General features: G+C 75.6%; 17 protein-coding genes. 11 read left to right on the forward strand and 6 right to left on the reverse strand.

The features are described from left to right. The first annotated feature begins 71 nt into the window (after positions 1–71). From ADEH_RS00480 to ADEH_RS00490, 3 genes are all read left to right on the forward strand, one after another. Positions 72–1,490: a sensor histidine kinase gene (locus ADEH_RS00480; RefSeq protein WP_011419150.1), complete on the forward strand. Its 1,419-nt coding sequence runs from the start codon at positions 72–74 to the stop codon at positions 1,488–1,490. 9 nt (positions 1,491–1,499) lie between these two features. Continuing rightward, positions 1,500–2,357: a DUF1684 domain-containing protein gene (locus ADEH_RS00485; RefSeq protein ID WP_011419151.1), complete on the forward strand. Its 858-nt coding sequence runs from the start codon at positions 1,500–1,502 to the stop codon at positions 2,355–2,357. Between the two features lie 255 nt (positions 2,358–2,612). Next, positions 2,613–3,047 (forward strand): bacteriohemerythrin, encoded by a 435-nt coding sequence (locus tag ADEH_RS00490; RefSeq protein ID WP_232287397.1) that lies wholly within the window; start codon positions 2,613–2,615, stop codon positions 3,045–3,047. A gap of 12 nt (positions 3,048–3,059) precedes the next feature. Here the strand turns inward: ADEH_RS00490 and rimO are convergent, their stop codons facing one another. The 3 genes from rimO to ADEH_RS00505 all read right to left on the reverse strand — a co-directional run bounded on the left by rimO (position 3,060) and on the right by ADEH_RS00505 (position 6,740). Continuing rightward, positions 3,060–4,472 (reverse strand): 30S ribosomal protein S12 methylthiotransferase RimO, encoded by a 1,413-nt coding sequence (gene rimO, locus ADEH_RS00495; protein WP_041453235.1) that lies wholly within the window; start codon positions 4,470–4,472, stop codon positions 3,060–3,062. Between the two features lie 83 nt (positions 4,473–4,555). Next, positions 4,556–5,044 carry a YajQ family cyclic di-GMP-binding protein gene (locus tag ADEH_RS00500; RefSeq protein ID WP_011419154.1) on the reverse strand — a complete coding sequence of 163 codons (489 nt, stop codon included), beginning with the start codon at positions 5,042–5,044 and terminating at the stop codon, positions 4,556–4,558. Between the two features lie 43 nt (positions 5,045–5,087). Beyond that, the gene (locus ADEH_RS00505; protein ID WP_011419155.1) at positions 5,088–6,740 is read right to left on the reverse strand and encodes a ribonuclease J; all 1,653 of its coding nucleotides are present in this window, start codon (positions 6,738–6,740) and stop codon (positions 5,088–5,090) included. Positions 6,741–6,836: 96 nt separating this feature from the next. Between ADEH_RS00505 and ADEH_RS00510 the strand changes: the two genes are divergently transcribed. From ADEH_RS00510 to glgC, 5 genes are all read left to right on the forward strand, one after another. After that, positions 6,837–7,964, forward strand: coding sequence for a hypothetical protein (locus ADEH_RS00510; RefSeq protein WP_011419156.1), 1,128 nt, complete (start codon positions 6,837–6,839; stop codon positions 7,962–7,964). 158 nt (positions 7,965–8,122) lie between these two features. Continuing rightward, positions 8,123–10,516 (forward strand): ATP-dependent helicase, encoded by a 2,394-nt coding sequence (locus ADEH_RS00515; RefSeq protein WP_011419157.1) that lies wholly within the window; start codon positions 8,123–8,125, stop codon positions 10,514–10,516. A 96-nt stretch (positions 10,517–10,612) separates the two neighbouring features. Next, entirely contained in the window at positions 10,613–11,743 is a 1,131-nt protein-coding gene (add, locus tag ADEH_RS00520; protein ID WP_011419158.1) for an adenosine deaminase, read from the forward strand. Beyond that, the gene (locus ADEH_RS00525; protein WP_011419159.1) at positions 11,740–12,225 is read left to right on the forward strand and encodes a methylated-DNA--[protein]-cysteine S-methyltransferase; all 486 of its coding nucleotides are present in this window, start codon (positions 11,740–11,742) and stop codon (positions 12,223–12,225) included. Before add ends, ADEH_RS00525 begins: the two co-directional genes overlap by 4 nt. A 147-nt stretch (positions 12,226–12,372) precedes the next feature. After that, on the forward strand, positions 12,373–13,614 hold the full coding sequence (gene glgC / locus ADEH_RS00530) for a glucose-1-phosphate adenylyltransferase (protein ID WP_011419160.1): 1,242 nt from the start codon (positions 12,373–12,375) through the stop codon (positions 13,612–13,614). Positions 13,615–13,713: 99 nt separating this feature from the next. Here the strand turns inward: glgC and ADEH_RS00535 are convergent, their stop codons facing one another. Then, complete coding sequence (locus tag ADEH_RS00535) at positions 13,714–14,100, reverse strand: response regulator transcription factor (RefSeq protein ID WP_011419161.1); 387 nt, start codon at positions 14,098–14,100, stop codon at positions 13,714–13,716. Between the two features lie 138 nt (positions 14,101–14,238). Between ADEH_RS00535 and ADEH_RS00540 the strand changes: the two genes are divergently transcribed. From ADEH_RS00540 to ADEH_RS00550, 3 genes are all read left to right on the forward strand, one after another. Beyond that, on the forward strand, positions 14,239–15,615 hold the full coding sequence (locus ADEH_RS00540; protein WP_011419162.1) for a M16 family metallopeptidase: 1,377 nt from the start codon (positions 14,239–14,241) through the stop codon (positions 15,613–15,615). Further along, positions 15,612–17,171, forward strand: a complete 1,560-nt coding sequence (locus ADEH_RS00545) for a M16 family metallopeptidase (RefSeq protein ID WP_011419163.1) — start codon at positions 15,612–15,614, stop codon at positions 17,169–17,171. Before ADEH_RS00540 ends, ADEH_RS00545 begins: the two co-directional genes overlap by 4 nt. 67 nt (positions 17,172–17,238) lie before the next feature. Further along, the gene (locus tag ADEH_RS00550; protein ID WP_011419164.1) at positions 17,239–18,168 is read left to right on the forward strand and encodes a PD-(D/E)XK nuclease family protein; all 930 of its coding nucleotides are present in this window, start codon (positions 17,239–17,241) and stop codon (positions 18,166–18,168) included. Here ADEH_RS00550 and ADEH_RS00555 read toward each other — a convergent pair. Beyond that, positions 18,165–18,584 (reverse strand): GNAT family N-acetyltransferase, encoded by a 420-nt coding sequence (locus tag ADEH_RS00555; protein ID WP_041453236.1) that lies wholly within the window; start codon positions 18,582–18,584, stop codon positions 18,165–18,167. The genes ADEH_RS00550 and ADEH_RS00555 overlap by 4 nt on opposite strands. Before the next feature lie 74 nt (positions 18,585–18,658). Further along, a complete protein-coding gene (locus ADEH_RS00560; RefSeq protein WP_011419166.1) occupies positions 18,659–20,038 on the reverse strand; it encodes a sigma-54-dependent transcriptional regulator in 1,380 nt (459 codons plus the stop codon).

Raw genomic sequence — 20,038 nt, forward strand, 5'->3', positions numbered from 1 at the left:
CGGACCGCCGCGCCGGGTGACGCACCCCGAGCAAACCCGCACCCCGTTATGATGGCGGGCGGGGGTTCCGGATGCTCGATGTGGCGGACGCGGCGCTCCGCGCGGCGGTGGCCGACGCGGTGCGCGAGGCGCGGAGGCGCAGCGCCGAGGCGGTGGCCTGGATGCGCGTGGCGCTCCGCGCCGCCATCCTGCTCGTCTACCTCCCGGGCTGGCACGGCACGGCCGCGTGGCACGCCGCCGCGCTCCGCGTGAGCGCCGCGTACCTGGCGGTCGCGGTGGGCGTCCTGGTCCTGCTGCGGCGCCGGTGGCGCTGGGAGGCGGTGGCGCTCGCCGCGGCGGCCGTCGATCTCGCGTTCGTGGCGGTGGGCAGCTGGCGGGTGGTCGCGCTGGCGGGCGGCGATCTCGCGCTCGCCATCGCGGCCGGCGCCGGCAACGGCATGATGCTGATGGTCATCCTGTTCGCGGCGGTGGCCCTGCCGCCGGCGCCGGCCGCGGCGCTCTCGGTGATCGCGATCGCGAACCAGATGGCGCTCGCGGCGCACTCCGGCGTGTCCTGGCGGCTGGTGCTGCTGGTCGGCCTCATCCTCTCCGCGGCCGCGATCGTCGCCATCCGGAACACGCTGCGCGCGACGGCGCTCGGGGCCCGGCTCGCGGCCGAGAGCTACACCGCCTCGCTGTGCCGGGCCCACGGCGAGGCGCTGGCGCGCGCGAACGCCGAGGCGCTGGCGCAGCGCGACGAGGTGATCACCGCGCACCGCCAGGCCCGCGATCTCGTGCGCCTGATGGTGCACGACCTCAAGAACCCGCTCGCCGCGCTGCTCCAGTACCTGCGCCTCGCCGAGGTCGAGCTGCGCGGGCAGCCGGACGCGGCGCAGGTGCGCGAGGACCTGGCGCAGGCGGAGGGCGAGGGCCAGCGGCTCGCCGAGATGATCGGCGACCTGCTCGCCATCTCGCGCCTGGAGACCGGGCCGGCCCGCCTCGCCGCGGATCCGGTGGCGATCGAGGACCTCCTGCAGGCGGTGGCGCGGAGCTGCGCGGCGCACGCGCGGGAGCGCGGCGTGACCATCTCGGTGCGCGGCGGGGACGACCTGGTGGTCCGCCTCGACCGCGACCTGTCGCGCCGGCTGCTCGAGAACCTGGTCGCGAACGCGCTCCGCCACTGCCGGACCGGCGACCGGATCGAGCTCGCGGGCGAGGCGGACGGGGAGGGGGTGCGGCTCGCGGTCCGGAACTCCGGGCCGCCGGTGCCACCCGCCATCCGCGCCCACCTGTTCGAGAAGTTCGCGCCCGGCGAGGCGCGCGAGTGGACCAGCGCCGGGCTGGGGCTGTACCTGTGCCGGCTGGTGGCGGAGGCGCACGGCGGCGGGGTGGCGCTGGTGGACACGCCGGGCTGGACCGTCAGCTTCGAGGCGCGGCTCGCCCCGGCCCGGACCGGCGGGGAGGCGGCGCCGCGCGCGGCCGCGGTGGCGCCGGAGCGCCGGCCGGGCTAACACCCGGCCATGCCCGGGAACCTCGCGCCGCTCTCCTTCGTCCTCCTCACGCTCGTGCTCGCGGCGTGCAAGAGCCGCCCGCCCGCCGACCCGGCGTTCGCGGCGGAGTGGAAGGGGTGGCACGACCGCCGCGAGGAGCGGCTGCGGATGCCCACCGGCTGGCTCGCGCTCACCGGCCTGCACTGGCTCGAGCCGGGCGAGAACCGCATCCCCGGCCTGCCGGGCACGTTCACGCTCGAGGGCGGCCGGGTGACGCTCGCCGCCGCCCGGTCCGACGGGTACGTGCTCGGCGGCGCGCCGCTGGAGCGGCGGGCGCTGGCGCCGGACAGCGCCGGCGAGCCGGACCGGGTCCAGCTCGGGGCCTCGGTGACGCTGGCCGTGATCGAGCGCTCGGGCCGGTTCGCCGTGCGGGTGTGGGACGCGGCGGCGCCGGCGCGCACCGGGTTCCGGGGCATCGACGCCTACCCGCCGGATCCGCGCTGGCGGATCGAGGCGCGGTGGGAGGCGTACCCGGCGCCGCGCGAGGTGGAGGTGCCGAGCGTCATCGGCGTCGCCACCCGCGAGCTGGCGCCCGGGCGCGCCCGCTTCACCGTGGACGGCCGGGAGGTCGCGCTCGAGCCGACGGTGGAGGAGGACGGCGGGCTGTTCTTCGTGTTCAAGGACGCGACCGCCCGCGACGCGACCTACGGGGCCGGACGCTTCCTGTCCGCCGAGGCGCCGCGCGACGGCAAGGTGGTGCTCGACTTCAACCGCGCCGTGAACCCGCCCTGCGCGTTCTCCGCCTTCGCCACCTGCCCGCTCCCCACGCCGGAGAACGTCCTGCCGGTCCGCATCGAGGCGGGGGAGAAGCGGTACGGGGAGCACTAGCGGTCCTCGCCCGCGGCGGCCCGCCCGCCTCCGCCGGGCGCGCCCGCCATCGTCGGCTCCCCCGGCCGGGCGAGTCACCCGCGACGCACGGCGTGACCCGGAGGTCGCGCCTTCCGGCACGTCTTGCGCGGGCCGCGCCCGCGGCGCCCGGGCGCGATCGAGGGATTTCGCGGCGGTGCGGGAGCCGCGCGGACGAACCGTGAAATGGGCCGGAGGCTTGCACGGGGTGCGGCCGAGGGGTCTCCGCACATGGGCATGGAATGGACCGCGCGGCTCGCGGTCGGCATCGACGACATCGACGCACAGCACCAGGAGCTGTTCCGCAGGGTGAACGGGCTCGTCACGGCCATGGGCGAGCGCCGCGGCCGAGAGGAGCTCGCCGAGGTGGTCGCGTTCCTCCGCGCGTACGTGGACGTCCACTTCGCCGCGGAGGCGCGGCTCATGGCGCGCAGCCGGTACCCCGGGCGCGCGTTCCACGCGGCCGAGCACGCGCACTTCCGCGCGCAGGTGGAGGAGCTCGCCGCGCGCATCGCCGCCGAGGGCCCGGAGTCGCACCACGCGGTGAAGCTGGCCGGGATCCTCTGCGAGTGGCTGCGGCAGCACGTGCTGCTGACCGACCGGCAGCTCGCGGACCACGTGCGGGCGGAGGACCTGCTCGACGACGGGTGGCGGGGCGGGGGTGAGGGGTGACGCGGGCGCCGGCTAGCCGAGCACGTTGAGGCCGCCCTTGCGCCGAGGCGGCGGCGGGCGCGGGGCGGCGGGCAGCGGGCGGGCGGCGCGCGAGGGATCGCGGGCCACCACGCGGCCGACGAGGTCGTACTCGGCGGCGTCGGTGATCTCCACGGTCACGATCTCGCCGGGGTAGGCGACGCCGTCGTTGACGTACGTGAGGCCGTCGATCTCCGGGGCCTGCTGCGCGTGGCGGCCGGCGAGCAGGTGCTCGGTCTCCTCGGCGCGGCCCTCCACCAGCACCTCGAGGCGGCGGCCGATCATGGCCTGCTGGTGCGCCCGCGAGATGCCCTGCTGCACGGCCATGATCCGGTCGCGGCGCTCGCGCTTCAGCGCGTCGGGCACCTGGTCCGCCATCTCCGCGGCGGGCGTGCCCTCCTCGGGCGAGTACTCGAACACGCCGAGCCGCTCGAACCGCTGCTCCTCCACGAAGCGGAGCAGGTCCTCGAAGTCCGCCTCGGTCTCGCCGGGCAGGCCGACGATGAGCGCGGTGCGCAGCGCGAGGCCGGGGATCCGGGCCCGCAGGCGCGCCAGCAGGTCGCGCAGGAACACCGAGTCGCGCCCGCGCTTCATGGCCCGGAGCAGCCGGTCCGAGCTGTGCTGGAGCGGCATGTCCAGGTACTTCACGATCTTGGGCTCGTCGGCCATCGCGGCCACCAGCGCGTCGGGCACGTCGCGCGGGTAGGCGTAGTGGAGGCGGATCCAGCGGAGGCCGTCCACCTTGGCGAGCTCGGGGAGCAGGTGGTGCAGGCGCACCTTGCCGGGCAGGTCCTGCCCGTACGCGGTGAGGTCCTGCGCGACGAGCGACAGCTCCACCGTCCCCTGCGCCGCGAGCGCCGCCGCCTCGGCCACCAGGTCGTCGATGGGCCGCGAGCGCTGCCCGCCGCGCAGCTTCGGGATGATGCAGAACGCGCAGGCGTTGTCGCAGCCCTCGGCGATCTTGAGGTACGCGGTGTGCGAGGGGAGCGAGTTCACCCGCGGCGTCGCGGCGGAGTGGACGAAGTCGGGGTCGGGGACCACCAGCCGCTTCGCCTGCGCGTCGGAGACGATCCGCGCCACGTCCTGGTAGGCGCCGGTGCCGAGGAAGTGGTCCACCTCGGGCAGCTCGCGGGCCAGCTCCTCGGCGTGCCGCTGCACCAGGCACCCGGTCACCACCAGCTTGCGGCACCGCCCCTCGCGCTTCTGGTCGGCGAGCTCGACGATCGCCTCGACCGACTCCTCCTTCGCGCTCTCGATGAAGCCGCAGGTGTTGACGACGATGACCTCGGCCTTCGCCGGGTCCTGCACCAGCCGGTAGCCGGCCTCGGCGAGCGTGCCGAGCATCACCTCGCTGTCCACCCGGTTCTTCGGGCAGCCGAGGGTGTGCATGTAGACGCGGGTGGCCATGGGGACGCGCGATCTAACAGACCGGGGGGCCCGGGGCAATCCAGCCCCCTCCCCAGGGCGGGGGAGGGAGGCGCGCGGCGCTGCTACTCCCGGAAGTTCTGGAACTGCAGCGGGATGGGGAACCCGGCCGCGCGGATGGCGTGGATGGCGGCCTGCAGGTCGTCGCGCTTCTTGCCGGTCACCCGCACCGCCTCGCCCTGGATGGCCGCCTGCACCTTGATCCCGCTCTCCTTCACCTTCGCCACGATCTTGCGGGCGTCCTCCACCTTCAGCCCGCGCTTCAGCTTCACCAGCTGGCGCACGTGGCCGCCGGAGGCCGGCTCGAGCTTCTGCGGGTCGAGCGACTCGAGCGCCACGCCGCGCTTCGCCAGCTTCTCCATGAGCACCTGCAGCGCCGCCTCGGCCCGGCCCTCCGAGCCGGCCCGGATGAGCACGTTCTGCTCCTTGTCGCGCTCCAGCTCGGTGTGCGTGCCCTTGAAGTCGAAGCGCTGCGCGATCTCCTTGCGCGCCTGGTTGAACGCGTTCTCGACCTCCATGAGGTCCACCTCGGACACCACGTCGAAGCTCGGCACGGCTGGCTCCTCCAGGCTCGGGGCGGCGCGGCGGCCGCCCGGTTCACAGCTCCAGGACCACCGGTAGCACGGGGGGCTTCTTGCCGGTGGTCCGGCGGAAGAAGCGGCGCACCGCGAGGCGCACCGCCTCCTGCACCTCGGCGGGATCGGTGCGCGCCTGCGGCGACAGCTCGGCGAGGGCGGCCAGCACCTCCCCGCGCAGCTCCTCCTCGGCCCCCTCGAACCCGGCCACGCCGCGGGCGAACAGCTCCGGGCCGCGCACCACCGCGCCGGTGGTCCGCTCGATGGCCAGCACCGCGATGCACAGGCCGGTCTCGGCGAGCAGGCGCCGGTCGCGCACCACCAGCGCGCCCATGTCCGCGCCGAGCAGCGCGTCGCGATCCGTGTACACGCGCCCGGTCGCCACCGGCGCCTCCAGCACGCGCACGCCCGCGTCGGCGAGCTCCAGCACCTGCCCGTCCACCAGCACGTCGCGCCCGGCCACGCCCTCGGCGGCGGCGTGGGCGGCGTGCCGCGACAGGTGCCGGTACTCGCCGTGGATGGGCACGAAGTGGGCCGGGCGGGCGAGCCGGATGAGGCGGCGCTGCTCGTCCGCCTGCGCGTGGCCGGAGACGTGGAGCGGGGCGAGGCCCTCGTAGGCGACCTCGGCGCCGCGCCGGCAGAGCTCGTTCACCACCTGGCCGATGGCGATCTCGTTGCCCGGGATGAAGCGCGAGGAGAGCACCACCAGGTCGCCCGGCGCGACGGCGAGGTCGGGGTGCTCGCCGCGGGCGAGGCGCGCGAGCGCGCTGCGGGGCTCGCCCTGCGTGCCGGTGGTGAGGACGCACAGCTCGCGCGGCGGGAGCGTCCGCGCCTCCTCCGGCGACACCGGCATCCAGGCCGGGAGCTCGAGGTACCCGAGCTCCTGCGCGAGCCGCGCGTTCGCCTCCATCGAGCGGCCCAGGAACGCGACCCGCCGGCCGAAGGCGCGCGCCGCGTCCACGATCTGCTGCAGGCGGTGGACGTTGGAGGCGAAGCAGGCCACGAACACCCGGCCGCGCGCCCGCTCGAACGCCTGCTCCAGCGCGGGGCCCACCTCCGACTCGGACAGCGAGGTGCCCTCGCGCTCCGCGTTGGTGGAGTCGGAGAGCAGGAGCCGCACGCCCTTGCGGCCGAGCGCCTCGATGCGGTCGAGGTCCATGCCGGGGCCGCGCACCGGCGCCGGGTCGATCTTGAAGTCGCCGGAGTGGAGCAGCGTGCCCTGGGGCGTCGAGAGCGCCAGGCCGCAGGCGTCGGGGATGGAGTGCGTGACCGCCAGGAACTCGGCCGCGATGGGCGAGGCCTCGCCGGCGGGCCGCACGTCGCCGGGGCGGACCTCGCGCAGGTCGGCGCGCACGCCGGCCTCCTCCAGCCGCGGCCGGAGCAAGGCGAGCGTGAAGCGCGTGCCGTAGACCGGCACCGGGATCTCGCGGAGCAGGAACGGCAGGGCGCCCAGGTGATCCTCGTGGCCGTGCGTGAGGAACACCGCGCCCACCTGCTCGCGCCGCTCGCGCAGCCAGGAGAGGTCCGGCGCGATCAGGTCCACGCCCAGGTTCTCGTTCGGGAAGAGCACGCCGCAGTCCACCACGGCGATCCGGCCGTCGCACTCGACGGCCATGCAGTTCATCCCGATCTCCCCGAGCCCGCCCAGGGGCACGATCCGCACCGGCGCCGCCACGGGCCCAATGTACCGCCGGTCGCGCCCGGACGCAGCGCGCGCGCGCCGGCCCTCCGGGCTGCGGCCCCCGGGCGACCGTGGTAGCCTGCCCGCCCCGTGGCCGCCGCACGCCGCATCCTCGCGCTCCCGCTCGCGCTCGCGCTCGCCGCCCTGCCGGCGCAGGCCGACGGGCCCGCGGGCGGCGCCGCGCCGGCGCCGTCCCCGGAGGCGTCCCCGCCGGAAGACGCCGCGCCGCGGGCGCCCGGCCCGGAGGTCGTGCGCCTGCGCTTCGCCTGGCCGGCGCCGCTCGACGCGCAGGTGACCTGCCGCCGGACCCGGGTCCGCACCGGCGCGCCGCCCTCGGTCTTCACCGCGCGTTACCGGCAGCGCGCCGCGGCCGCGGGCGCGGGCGAGGCCGGGCTGGCCATCTCCACCCGCGGCACCACCTGGGAGGGCGACCTCCCCTGGGCGCCGGCGGTGGCGCGGCAGGCGCTGCACGCCTCCGAGCAGCTGGTGCAGCGCATCGGGCCGGACGGCGCGTTCGCCGCGCTGGAGGGCGCCGAGGCGCTGCGCCCGGCGCTGCGCAGCCTGGTGGACGGCGCGGGGGTGCAGGGCGCGCAGGCGGAGCGCGCGGTGGCGCGCGCGGAGGCCGGCGCCCGGGGCGAGGCGGAGGAGCTCTGGAACCTGTCGGTGGGGTTCTGGATCGACGCCGACCTGGTGCTGGGGCAGGAGTACGTGATGCCGTCGGAGTCGGAGCTGCCGCTCCTCCCCGGCGTCCGCGGCCCGGCGTCGGTCGAGTTCGCGGTGCGGCGGCGCGTGCCCTGCGCCGCCGCGGAGCGCGCCGCGCGCTGCGTCGAGATCGTGCTCCACGCCACCCCCGAGCCCGCGGCGCTGGCGCGCCACGCGGCCGCGCTCCGGGCCCGGCTCGCCGAGGGCGCCGAGGCGCCGGTGCCGGTGCCGGCCGCCCACGGCCGCGACGGCGGCGAGCTGCAGGCCGAGAGCACGCTGGTGCTGGTGACCGATCCGGCGACCCTCGTGCCGCGGCGGGTGGCCTGGACGCGCGCGGTGCGGCTCGCGAGCGCCGAGGACGGCGCGCCCGCGCTCGAGCACGTGGACCGCGTCGAGTACGACTACCGCTATCCGGGGAAGGCGCCGGCCGCCCCGCCCGCCCTGCGCCGCCGGCACGCGCCGGGCGCGCCGCTCGAGCCCGCCCCGGTCCCGGCGCCGGTGCCGGTGGGCATTTGAACGGGGCTGCGCCCCGCCCCACGGAGCGGAGCTCCGCGGGGCCCCACCCTGCTGCGCGGGGCCCGTGACCTCGCGCGCCCGCGTGCGCGGGCTCGCGCGAGGTCCCCGCGGGCGGCTTCGCCGCGAGGGGCGCGAAGGCCCCTGCGGGCACCGCCGCGTTGGGCTATCTTCCGGCCCCCGTGGCCGAGGACCTCCTCCAGGATCTCAACGACGCCCAGCGCGAGGCGGTGCTGCACGACGACGGCCCGCTGCTGGTGCTGGCCGGCGCGGGCAGCGGCAAGACCCGCGTCATCGTGCACCGCATCGCGCGGCTGGTGCGCGACCGCGGGGTGGTGCCGTGGCACGTGCTCGCGGTCACCTTCACCAACAAGGCCGCGGGCGAGATGCGCGAGCGGCTCGAGCGCCTGCTCGGCCCGCTGGCGCGCGAGCTGTGGGTGCAGACCTTCCACGCGTTCGGAGCCCGCTTCCTGCGCCGCGAGGCGGCGCGGGCCGGCCTGCCGCCCTCGTTCGCGATCTACGACGACGACGACCAGCTCCGGCTGGTGAAGCGGATCCTGGCGGAGGTGGGCCTGGACGAGGCCGAGGGGCTCACCCCGCGCCGGGTCCTCTCGCAGATCGACCGCTGGAAGAACCAGGCGCTCCGCGCCGCCGAGGTGAAGGTCGCCGGCCTCGATCCGGACGCGGCGCGCTCGAAGGAGGTCTACCACCGCTACGAGCAGGCGCTCTCGCGCGCCGGCGCGGTGGACTTCGGCGACCTGCTGCTCCGGCCGGTGCGGCTGCTGGAGGAGGACGCGGCGCTGCGCGCCCGCTGGGCGGGGCGCTTCCGCTACCTGCTGGTGGACGAGTTCCAGGACACGAACCCGGTCCAGTACCGGCTCCTGCAGCTCCTCACCGGCCCGCGCCGCAACGTCTGCGTGGTGGGCGACGACGACCAGGCCATCTACCGCTGGCGCGGCGCCGACGTCTCCAACATCCTCGGCTTCGACGGCGACTTCCCCGGCGCGAAGGTGGTGAAGCTGGAGCAGAACTACCGCTCCACCCGCACCATCCTCGACGCGGCGCACGCGGTGATCTCGCGGGCCCGGCGGCGGCGCGAGAAGCGGCTGTGGACCGAGTCCGGGGCGGGCGCGCCGCTGGCGCTGCTCGTCGGCGAGGACGAGGGCGCCGAGGCCGAGCGGATCGCGCGGGCGGTCGCGGCCGAGCGCGGCCGCGGCACCTCCGGCGACGAGATCGCGGTGCTGTACCGGACGAACGCCCAGTCGCGGCCGCTCGAGGCGGCCATGCGCGCGGCGCGCATCCCCTACGTCATCGTCCGCGGCACGAGCTTCTACGAGCGCGCCGAGGTGCGGGACGCGGCCGCGTACCTGCGCCTCGCGCTCTCGCCCGCGTCCGACCTCGATCTCGAGCGGGTGGTGAACCGCCCGCCGCGCGGCATCGGCGAGAAGACGGTGGAGCGGCTGCGGGCCCACGCCGCGGCCCGGGGCGTGCCGCTGGTCGAGGCGGTGGCGGAGCGCGACGCGGTGGCCGAGCTGAAGCCGGCGGCGCGCCGCGCGCTGGCCGAGTTCCACGACCTCGTGACGGGGCTCGCCGCGGACGTGCCGGCGCTCGACGCCGGGGTGGCGGTGCAGGAGGTGCTGAAGCGCTCCGGCATGCTCTCGCGCCTCGAGGAGGAGCACACCGACGAGGCGGTGGAGCGCGCCGAGAACCTGGCCGAGCTGGTGGCCGCCGCGCGCGAGTTCGACGAGTCCATCGCCGGCGAGCCGCCGCCCGGCGATCCGGACGAGGTGCGCCCGCCGCCGCTGGCGCGCTTCCTCGAGCAGATCGCGCTGCTCGGCGAGGCCGACGCCGCCACGCCCGAGGGGCGGGTCGCGCTCATGACGCTGCACGCGGCGAAGGGGCTCGAGTTCGAGGCGGTGTTCCTGGCCGGGATGGAGGACGGGACGCTGCCGTACGAGCGGCCCTGGGCCGACCAGACCGCGTCGGAGCGGGACGAGTCGCTCGACGAGGAGCGGCGCCTCTGCTACGTGGGCATGACCCGCGCGAAGCGGCGGCTGACGCTCTCGCTGGCGCGCCGTCGCATCGGCTACGGCGAGAGCGGCCCCTCCTACCGGAACATGGAGCCCTCGCGCTTCCTGCGCGACCTGCCGCCGGAGCTGTTCGGCGACGCGGTGGCGCGCGAGGTGCGCGCGCGCGAGGCCGCCCAGGCGGCCGCGGTGGCGCGCCCGCCCACCATCCGGCGCCTGCCCGGCGCGCTCGAGGGCGAGCCGCACATCGAGCTCGACGGCGACGACCTGCCCCGGGCGCCGGCGTCCGCGCCCCGCGCGCGCCCGGCGGCCCCGCGCGGCGAGCCCACGGTGGACTACTCGTTCGACCAGCGCGGCGACGCCGGCGCGGCCGCCTTCTCGCGCGGCGAGCGGGTGGCGCACGCGTCGCTCGGCGAGGGCGTGGTGCTCGCCTGCGAGGCGGGCGGCGCCGACGCGAAGGCCACCGTCCGGTTCGCCTCGGTGGGCGACAAGCGCGTCCTGGCGCGCTTCCTCCGGAGAGCCTTCTAGCGCGCTGCCCCCTTCGCCCGGGCGCCGGCACACCTCGCCGGGCGGCGGCCCCCACCCGTCCCTCCGCACGGGGCGGAGGCGGCGTATGATCCGGGCATGGCCCAGGCCGCCCCGACGACGCTCCCGCAGGTGACGGAGGCGCTGGTCCGCGACCTCCCCAAGACCGACCTGCACTGCCACCTCGACGGCTCGGTCCGGCTCGCGACCGTGCTCGCGCTCGCCGAGCAGCAGGGGGTGCGGCTCCCCGCCGATACGCCCGAGGGGCTGGCGAAGGCCATCCACATGGGCGAGGTGTGCGCCTCGCTGGAGGACTACCTCACCGCGTTCGACGTCACGCTGGCGGTGCTCCAGACCGAGGAGGCGCTGTACCGGACCGCGTACGAGCTCGCGCTCGACGCGGCCGCCGAGAACGTCCGCTACCTCGAGGTCCGCTACTCGCCGGTGCTGCACACCAGGAAGGGCCTGAAGCCCACCACCATCGTGGACGCGGTGCTGGCCGGGCTCCGGGCGGCGCGGCGCGAGACCGGGATCGAGTCGAACGTGATCATCTGCGGGATCCGCCACATCGATCCCACCACCTCGGTGCGCCTCGCCGAGCTGGCGGTCGCGTACAAGGGCAAGGGCGTGGTGGGCTTCGACCTGGCCGGCGCGGAGGAGGGTCACCCGGCGCGCCGCCACCGCGACGCGGTCCAGCTCATCCTCGACAACAACGTGAACGTGACCATCCACGCGGGCGAGGCGTTCGGCCCGGAGTCGATCGCGCAGGCGGTGCACTGGTGCGGCGCGCACCGCATCGGCCACGGGGTGCGGCTGCGCGAGAACGGCGACCTGCTCAACTACCTGAACGACCACCGCATCCCGCTGGAGATGTGCCCGTCGTCGAACGTGCAGACCGGCTCGGTGCAGGGCTTCGCGAGCCACCCGCTCAAGTTCTACTTCGACTTCGGCCTGCGGGTCTCGGTGAACACCGACAACCGCCTCATCACCGACACCACCGTCACGAAGGAGCTGCTGGTGGCGCACCGCGAGATGGGCTTCACCCTGGAGGACCTCTGCACCGTGCTGGTGCAGGGCTTCAAGAGCGCGTTCCTGCCGTTCCGCGACAAGCAGGAGCTGCTCCGCCGGGTGAACCTGGAGATCGCCCAGGTGCTCGCCCGGCACGGCGCGCCCGCGCCCGCCGCGGGCGACGGCGCGGCCCGCGCGGACGCCGGGGCGAGGGCGCCGTGAGCGCGCGCCTGCGCTACCGCTCGCCGGTGGGGGTCCTCACGGTCGAGGCGAGCGACGAGGGCGTGTTCGGGCTCTCCTTCGGCGATCGCGGCCCGTCGCACCCCGGCCCGTCGGCCCGCGCGCGCGGCCACCTCGACGCGGCGGCGCGGGCGCTCGACGACTACTTCGCCGGCCGGCCGCCCTCGCTCCCGCCGCTCGTCCTGCAGGGGAGCCCGTTCCAGAAGCGGGTCTGGGAGGCGCTCCTCGCCATCCCGTGGGGCGACACCCGCACCTACGGCGAGGTGGCGGAGGCGCTCGGCGCCGCCGGCGGGGCCCGGGCGGTGGGCGGCGCGAACCACGAGAACCCGGTGGCGATCCTGGTGCCGTGCCACCGCGTGGTGCAGGCCCGCGGGCGGCTGGGCGGCTACGGCGGCGGCGTGGAGGTGAAGCGCTGGCTGCTCGCGCACGAGGCGGCGCACGGCCCGGCGCTCCGCCCGGCGTGAGCCGCGCCGCGCGTCCCCCCCGACGAGGCGCGCGCGCGCGCGCAGCGCCGGCCGGATCGCGCCGCCGCCCGCGCGCCCGCTTCCTTGCCCTGCCCCGGGCCGGTGCGTAGCATCGGAGGTGTTCCCCACCCTGGATCGGAGTCACCGATGGCGAAGCTGCTCGCGATGATCCTCGCCGGCGGAGAGGGGCGCCGCCTCGACCCGCTCACGCGCGATCGCGCCAAGCCGGCGGTGCCGTTCGGCGGCCGCTACCGGATCGTGGACTTCGTCCTGTCGAACATGGCGAACTCCGGCATCCTCAAGATGAAGGTGGTGGTCCAGTACAAGTCGGAGTCGCTCAACACGCACGTGCAGCGCGCCTGGCGGCTCACCTCGCTGCTCAACCAGTACGTGGAGCTGGTGCCGGCGCAGATGCGGGTCGGCCCGAAGTGGTTCGAGGGCTCGGCCGACGCCATCTACCAGAACCTCAACATCATCACCGACGAGGAGCCCGACTTCACGTTCGTGTTCGGCGCCGACCACGTCTACCGCATGGACGCGCGGCAGATGCTGGCGTTCCACCAGGACCGCAAGGCGGACCTGACGGTGGCGGCGGTGCCCATCCCGGTGGGGGAGGCGAGCGAGTTCGGCATCATCGAGGTGGACGCGGAAGGCCGGATGGTCGGCTTCGTGGAGAAGCCGACCTCGGACCCGAAGACCATGCCCGGGGACCCGACCCGCTGCCTCGCCTCGATGGGCAACTACCTGTTCACCACCGAGGCGCTGGTGCAGGAGATCGTCCGGGACGCCGGCGACCCCGCCAGCGCGCACGACTTCGGCAAGTCGATCGTCGCCTCGATGTACCAGCGCAAGCGCGTCTACGTGTACGACTTCGCGCGGAACGTGGTGCCTGGGCAGACGGAGCGCGAGCGCGGCTACTGGCGCGACGTCGGCTCCATCGACGCCTACTTCCAGGCCAACATGGACCTCGTGGCGGTGGACCCGGTCTTCTCGCTCTACAACGACGAGTGGCCCATCTTCACGGTCCAGTACAACTACCCGCCGGCCAAGTTCGTGTTCAACAACGAGCGCGACAACCGGATCGGGCGCGCCACCGACTCGCTGATCTCGGAGGGCTGCATCATCTCCGGCGCGCACGTGCACCACTCCATCCTGTCGCCCAAGGTCCGCGTGAACAGCTACGCGACGGTGGAGGAGTCGATCGTCTTCGAGAACGTGAACATCGGCCGGCACTGCCGGATCCGCCGCGCCATCATCGACAAGCACGTGGACATCCCGGCGCACACCACCATCGGCTTCGACCACGAGAAGGACCGCAAGCACTTCCACGTGACCGAGAGCGGGATCGTGATCATCCCGAAGGGCATGCGGATCGAGGCGGGGCGGTAGGCCGGCGGGCGGCCCTCGAGTTCGCGCGCCCGCGGCGGTCCCTCGACTCCGCCCGCCTGCGGCGGGCTACGCTCGGGATGAGCGGGGGTTCGCAGTGGATCAGCGGCGCGCCAGCCGCTCGGCCTTGTTGAACGCGATCTGGAGATCCACCGGCTTCTCCATCACGTCCCAGGCGCCGAGCCCGAGCATCAGCTCGCGGAGGTTCTGGTCGGACCCGTGCGCGCTGATCACGAGGACGGGGATGCCCTGGGTCCGCGGGTCGGCCTTCAGGCGGCGGAGCGCGTCGCGGCCGTCCACCTTCGGCATGGCCACGTCGAGCAGGATGAGGTCGGGCCCCTGGTCGGCCGCCGCGCTGAACGCCTCGGCGCCGTCGTGGGCGACGAGGACGGTGTGGCCGCGGCTCTGCGCGTAGGCGGTGTACAGCCGGGCCACGGCGGGATCGTCCTCGGCGACCAGGATGCGGAGCGGGGAGGGTTCGGGGGCCATCCGGGGCGAGGATACCGCGGCCGGCCGCCGGCGCAACGACCGCCCCGTCGTGCCTCGTGCGGGCGGGGGCATGTCCGGCCGGTTGACCACCGGCGGGCCGTGACGGGCGGCCGGTCGCGGCATATAACGCGAGGCGCCATGATCGCGAGCCCGCTCCTCGTCGCAGCGCTCCTCACCGCAGCGCCCGCGGCCGCCGCCCCGCCGCCCGGCGACGCGCCGGAGATCCCGTACACGATGTTCACCCTCGGGAACGGCCTCACCGTGATCCTGCACGAGGATCACACCGCCCCGCTCGTCGGCGTCCACGTTCAGTACGACGTCGGCTCGAAGGACGAGCGGCCCGGCCGCACCGGCTTCGCGCACCTGTTCGAGCACCTCATGTTCCAGGGCAGCGCCCACCTGCCCAAGGGCGAGGCCGACCGGCTGGTGGACGCGGCCGGCGGCGAGGCGAACGGCGGCACCAGCCCGGACAGCACCGTGTACTGGGAGCAGGTGCCCTCCGGCGCGCTCGAGCAGATGCTGTTCATCGAGGCCGACCGGATGGGCTGGATGTTCCCCACGCTCACCCAGGAGAAGCTCGACAACCAGCGCGACGTGGTGCGGAACGAGCGGCGGCAGTCCTACGAGATGCAGCCGTACGGGCTCGTGTTCGAGAAGCTCCTCGCGAACCTGTGGGACCCGCAGTTCCCCTACCACTGGCAGACCATCGGCACGCACGAGGACCTCGAGGCCGCCACGCTCGCCGACGTGAAGCAGTTCTTCGAGCGCTGGTACGGGCCGGAGAACGCCGTGCTCGCCATCGCCGGCGACATCGACCCGGCGCGGACGCGGGCGCTGGTGGAGAAGTGGTTCGGGCCCATCCCGGGGAAGGCCCGGCCCGCGCACCAGGCGCCGGCGCCGAAGCCGCTGACGGCGGAGCAGCGCGTCTCCATGGACGACCGGGTGCAGCTCCCCCGCCTCTACCTCGCCTGGCAGACGCCGCGGGTGTTCGCGCCGGGCGACGCGGCGCTGGACGTGCTCTCGAGCGTGCTCTCCGACGGGAAGAGCGCGCGCCTGGTGAAGCGGCTGGTGATGGACGAGCAGATCGCGCAGGGCGTCTCGGCCGGGCAGATGAGCCAGGCGCTCGCGAGCATGTACCTCGTGGTCGCGACGCCGAAGCCCGGCATCCCGCTGGAGCGGCTGGAGCGCGAGATCGACGAGGAGCTGGCGCGGATCGCGCGGGAGCCGCCCTCGGCCGAGGAGGTGCAGCGCGCCAAGAACAAGATCGAGGCCGGCGCGGTGTTCGGCCTCGAGCCGGTGGGCGGCTTCGGCGGGCGCGCCGCCTCGCTGGCCGGCTACTACGTGCGGACCGGCGACCCCGGGTACCTGGCGAAGGACCTGGCCCGCTACCGGGCCGTGACGCCCGCCGACGTCTCCGAGGCGGCCCGCCGCTTCCTGCGCAAGGACGCGCGCGTGGTCCTCACCGTCCACCCCAGGCCGGCCGCCGCCGGCGCCGCCGCCGGGAGCGCCCGATGACGCGCAGCCTCCGCCTCCTCCCCGTCCTCCTCGCCGCCGCCCTCGGCTGCGCCGGCTCGCGGCCGGCCCCCGCGCCCGCGGCGCCCCCCGCCGCGCCGCCGCAGGCCGCCGCCGCGCCCGCCGGCGCGGATCGCAGCCAGCTCCCGGCCCTCGGCGCCGCGCCCGAGCTGCACCTCCCGCAGCAGCGCCACTTCGCGCTCGCGAACGGGCTGCGGGTGCGGCTGGTCGAGCACCGGCGCCTGCCCATCGTGGCGCTCAACCTGGTGGTGCGCGCCGGCGCGGTGAACGACCCGGCGCGCCTGCCGGGCCTGGCGAGCTTCACCGCCAGCATGCTCACCGAGGGCGGCACCCGCACCCGCACCGCCACGCGGCTCTCGGACGAGGTCGGCTTCCTGGGCGCCTCGCTCGGCGCCGGGGCCGGCCAGGACGCGGCCTCGCTCTCCGGCTCGTCGCTCTCGCGGCACCTCCCGAAGCTGCTCGACCTGTTCGCCGACGTGGCCATGAACCCGGCGTTCCGCGCGAAGGACTTCGCGCGCGTCCAGGACCAGCGCAAGGTGACGCTGCTCCAGCAGCGGGACCAGCCGGCCACCATCGCGGGCAAGGCGTTCCTGAAGGCGTACTGGGGTGAGGGCCACCCCTACGGCCACTACGTGCTCGGCGACGAGGCGTCGGTGGCGGCCACCCGGCCCGCCGACCTGGCCGGGTTCCACGCGCGCTTCTGGCGGCCCGCCAACGCCGAGCTGGTGGTGGTGGGCGACGTCTCAGAGGCCGAGCTGCGGCCGCTCCTCGAGCGGACGCTCGGGAGGTGGCCGGCGGGCACCGCCGCGGCGGCCCCCCGCGCGCCCGCGCCGGCCGCGCCGCACGTCACGCTGCTGCTCGACAAGCCGGACGCGCCCCAGACGCTGGTGATGCTGGGCATGCCCGGGCTGGCGCGCGCCTCGCCGGACTACGTCGCGGCCACGGTGGCGTTCCAGGTGCTGGGCGGCGGCATGTCGTCGCGGCTGTTCCGCACGCTCCGCGAGGAGAAGGGCTACACCTACGGCATGGGCGCCGGCGCCGACGCGCGCCGCCTGGGCGGCGTGAGCATCGTGCACGGCAACGTGAAGGCCGAGGTGACCGGCGCCGCGCTGGGCGACCTCCTCGGCGAGATCCGCAAGCTGCGCGAGCAGCCGGTCGGCGACGCGGAGCTGGCCGACGCGCGGAACGCGCTCGTCCGCTCGCTCCCGGCCGACTTCGCCACCGTGGGCGGCATCGCCGGCCGCGTCGCCGAGCTCGTGATCCACGGCCTCCCCGACGACTACTGGAACGGCTACGCCGACGCGGTCCGGAACGTCGGCTCGGCCGACGTGCAGCGGATCGCCGAGCGCTACCTCGACCCCGCGCGCGCCACGCTGGTGCTGGTGGGCACGCCGGCCGCGGTCCGGCCGCAGCTCGAGGGGCTCGCCATCGGCAAGGTCGAGGTCCGGCCGGTGCCCGGCGCCACGCCGGTGCGCGCGCCGCCGCGGAGCCCGCGGGTGCGCACGCAGCGGGCGCCTGCCACGTCGCCCGCGCCCTAGCCCCCCGCCTGTCGGCCCCCTCGGCTACACTCGGGCACCCGCCGGTCCCAGACCGGCGGGCCTGCCCATGGCCGATCTGCAGAACGAGTTCTCCTGGTCGAAGTCGCGCCACGAGAAGTTCGCCGAGTGCCGGCGCGCGTACTTCTACGCCTACTACGGGAGCTGGGGCGGCTGGGAGGCCGCGCACGGCACCCCGGTGCGCGAGCTGTACGTCCTGAAGAAGCTCTCCTCCCGCTGGCAGTGGGCGGGCTCGGTGGTGCACGGCGCGCTGAAGCAGATGCTCTCGGCGGCGCGGGTGAGCGGGACGTTCTGGCCGGCGGAGAAGCTGCTCGACCGCACCCGCCGCAAGGCGCGCGCCGAGTGGGCCGCCTCGCGCGACAAGTCCTACTGGCGCGAGGCCTCGCGCATCACCGGCCTGGTCGAGCACGAGTACGGCGAGCCGGTCTCCGACGCGGACTGGAAGCGGCTGTTCGAGCAGGTGGTGGACGGCGGGCTCCGCGGCTTCTACGCGAGCGAGGCGCTCGAGGCGATCCGCGCCACGCCGCGCGACCGCTGGCTGTCGGTGGACGAGCTCGACGCCTGGGACTTCGAGGGCACGAAGATCTGGGTGGCGGTGGACTTCGCCTACCGCGACGCCGAGGGCCGGGTCCAGATCCTCGACTGGAAGACCGGCCGCGAGCGGACGGTGGACCACACCCAGCTCGGCATCTACTCGCTCTACGCGCAGCGGAAGTGGGGCGCCGCGCCGGACGCGGTGGTGGGCGGGCTCGTCTACCTGGCCGCGCCGGAGGACGGCGGCGCCGGCCGCGTCTCGGTGGCGGTGGATCCGGCCGCGCTCGCGACCTGCCAGGACCAGATGCGGGGCTCCATCGCCGCCATGCGCGCGGCGCTCGCCGACCCGGCCCGCAACGTGGCGGTGGAGGACGCGTTCCCGCGGCCCGACGACCGGGTCGCCTGCCGCCGCTGCCCGTTCCGCCGCCCCTGCGGGCGGCTCTAGCCCGTCGCGAGCGGCTTGCGCATCCAGCGCGCGGGCAGCCCGAGGCCGCCCGGGAGCGGCGCGCGCGCGGCGCGGCCGGGGCGGAACCCGAGCCGGGCGTAGAAGCCGATCGCGGGCGCGGCCGCGAGCACGCGCAGCGCCCGGACCCCGTCCCTCCGGGCCCGCCGCTCCACCGCGGCGACGAGCGCCGCGCCCACCCCGCGGCCGCCCGCGGAGGGCCGGACGAACACCGCCGTCAGCTCCGCCCCGCGCCAGGCGGCGTACCCGGCCACCCGGCCGCCGCGCTCGGCCACGAGGTAGCGCTCGCCGCCCGCGCTCATGGCCCACAGGTGATAGAGCGGCGGGAGCGAGCCCCACGCGGCGCGCAGGCGGGCCGGGAGCGCGCCGTCGGCGACCCCCCGCACCGCCGCGCGCATCACCCGCGCGATCGCCGGGGCGTCGGCGGGGCGCGCCGCGCGGAGCCGGGGCGCGCCGGGGCGACGGTCGCGCCTCAGGGCTTCGCGTCCTTGTCGGCGAGCCCGTGGCGCGCGAGCTTCTCGTAGAACGTGGAGCGGTGCAGGCCGGAGAGCTCGGCGGCCCGCGCCACCTGCCCGCCCGCCTCGCGCAGCACGTCCTCGAGGAAGCGCTTCTCCCAGGCGTCGCGGGCGCGCCGGTAGCGCCCCTCGTCGGCGCCGCCGGCCGCGTCGGCGGGCGGGGTGAGCTCCGGCGGCAGGTCGGCGAGCGTGATGGCCTCGCCGCGCGCGAGCAGCAGCCCGCGCTCGATGGCGTGCTCCAGCTCGCGGATGTTGCCGGGCCAGGCGTGGTCGAGGAGCGCCCGCATGGCGTCGGCGTCGGGCTGGAGCGGCGGGCGCGAGAGCCGCAGCGCGTGCTTCTGGACGAGGTGCTCGACGAGCAGCGGGATGTCCTCGCGCCGCTCGCGGAGCGGGGGCAGGCGCAGCGGGACGACGCGGAGCCGGAACCAGAGGTCCTCGCGGAACTTCCCCTCCTTCACGCGCCGCTGCAGGTCCTCGTTGGTGGCCGCCACCACCCGCACGTTCGCCTTGCGCGCCTTGCGGCTGCCCACCGGGATGAACTCGCCGTCCTGCAGCACGCGCAGCAGCTTCGGCTGGAGCGCCGGGGGCAACAGGCCGATCTCGTCGAGGAACAGCGTGCCGCCCTCCGCCTCGGCGAAGAACCCGGCCCGCGGCTGGTCGGCGCCGGTGAACGCGCCCTTCTCGTGGCCGAACAGCTCCGACTCGGCCAGGTTCTCCGGGATGGCGCTCATGTTGAGCGCGACGTACGGCCCCTGCGCGCGCGAGGAGAGCGCGTGGGCGGCGCGGGCGAGCAGGTCCTTGCCGGTGCCGGACTCGCCCTCGATGAGGATGGGCACGTCGGACGGCGCGATGCGCTCCAGCATCGAGACCAGGTCCTTCATGGACTGCGACTTGCCCACGATCCCGTGCACGCTGAACTGCCCGGCGAGCGCCGAGCGGAGCCGGGCGTTCTCCTTCTTCACCCGCGCGTGCTCCACCGCCCGCGCCACCACCAGCTCCAGCTCCTCCGGCTCGAACGGCTTCTTCAGGTAGTCGAACGCGCCCGCCTTCATCGCCTCGACCGCGGTCTCCACCGTGGCGAACGCGGTGACGAGGATGACCGGGATCTCCGGCACCTTCGCCTGGAAGCGGCGCAGCCCCTCGATGCCGTCGATGCCGGGCATCCGCAGGTCGGTGACGATGCAGTCGAAGTCGGCGCGCTCCACCGCCGGCACCGCCTCCGCCACCGAGGGGAAGTCGTAGACGTCGTAGGAGCGGGCCAGCGTGCGCTTCATCATCTGGCGCGCGCTGTCCAGGTCGTCGATGACCATCAGGCTAGGCTTCTTCGCGCTCGCCAT

The organism is Anaeromyxobacter dehalogenans 2CP-C (assembly GCF_000013385.1).
GTDB lineage: Bacteria > Myxococcota > Myxococcia > Myxococcales > Anaeromyxobacteraceae > Anaeromyxobacter > Anaeromyxobacter dehalogenans_B.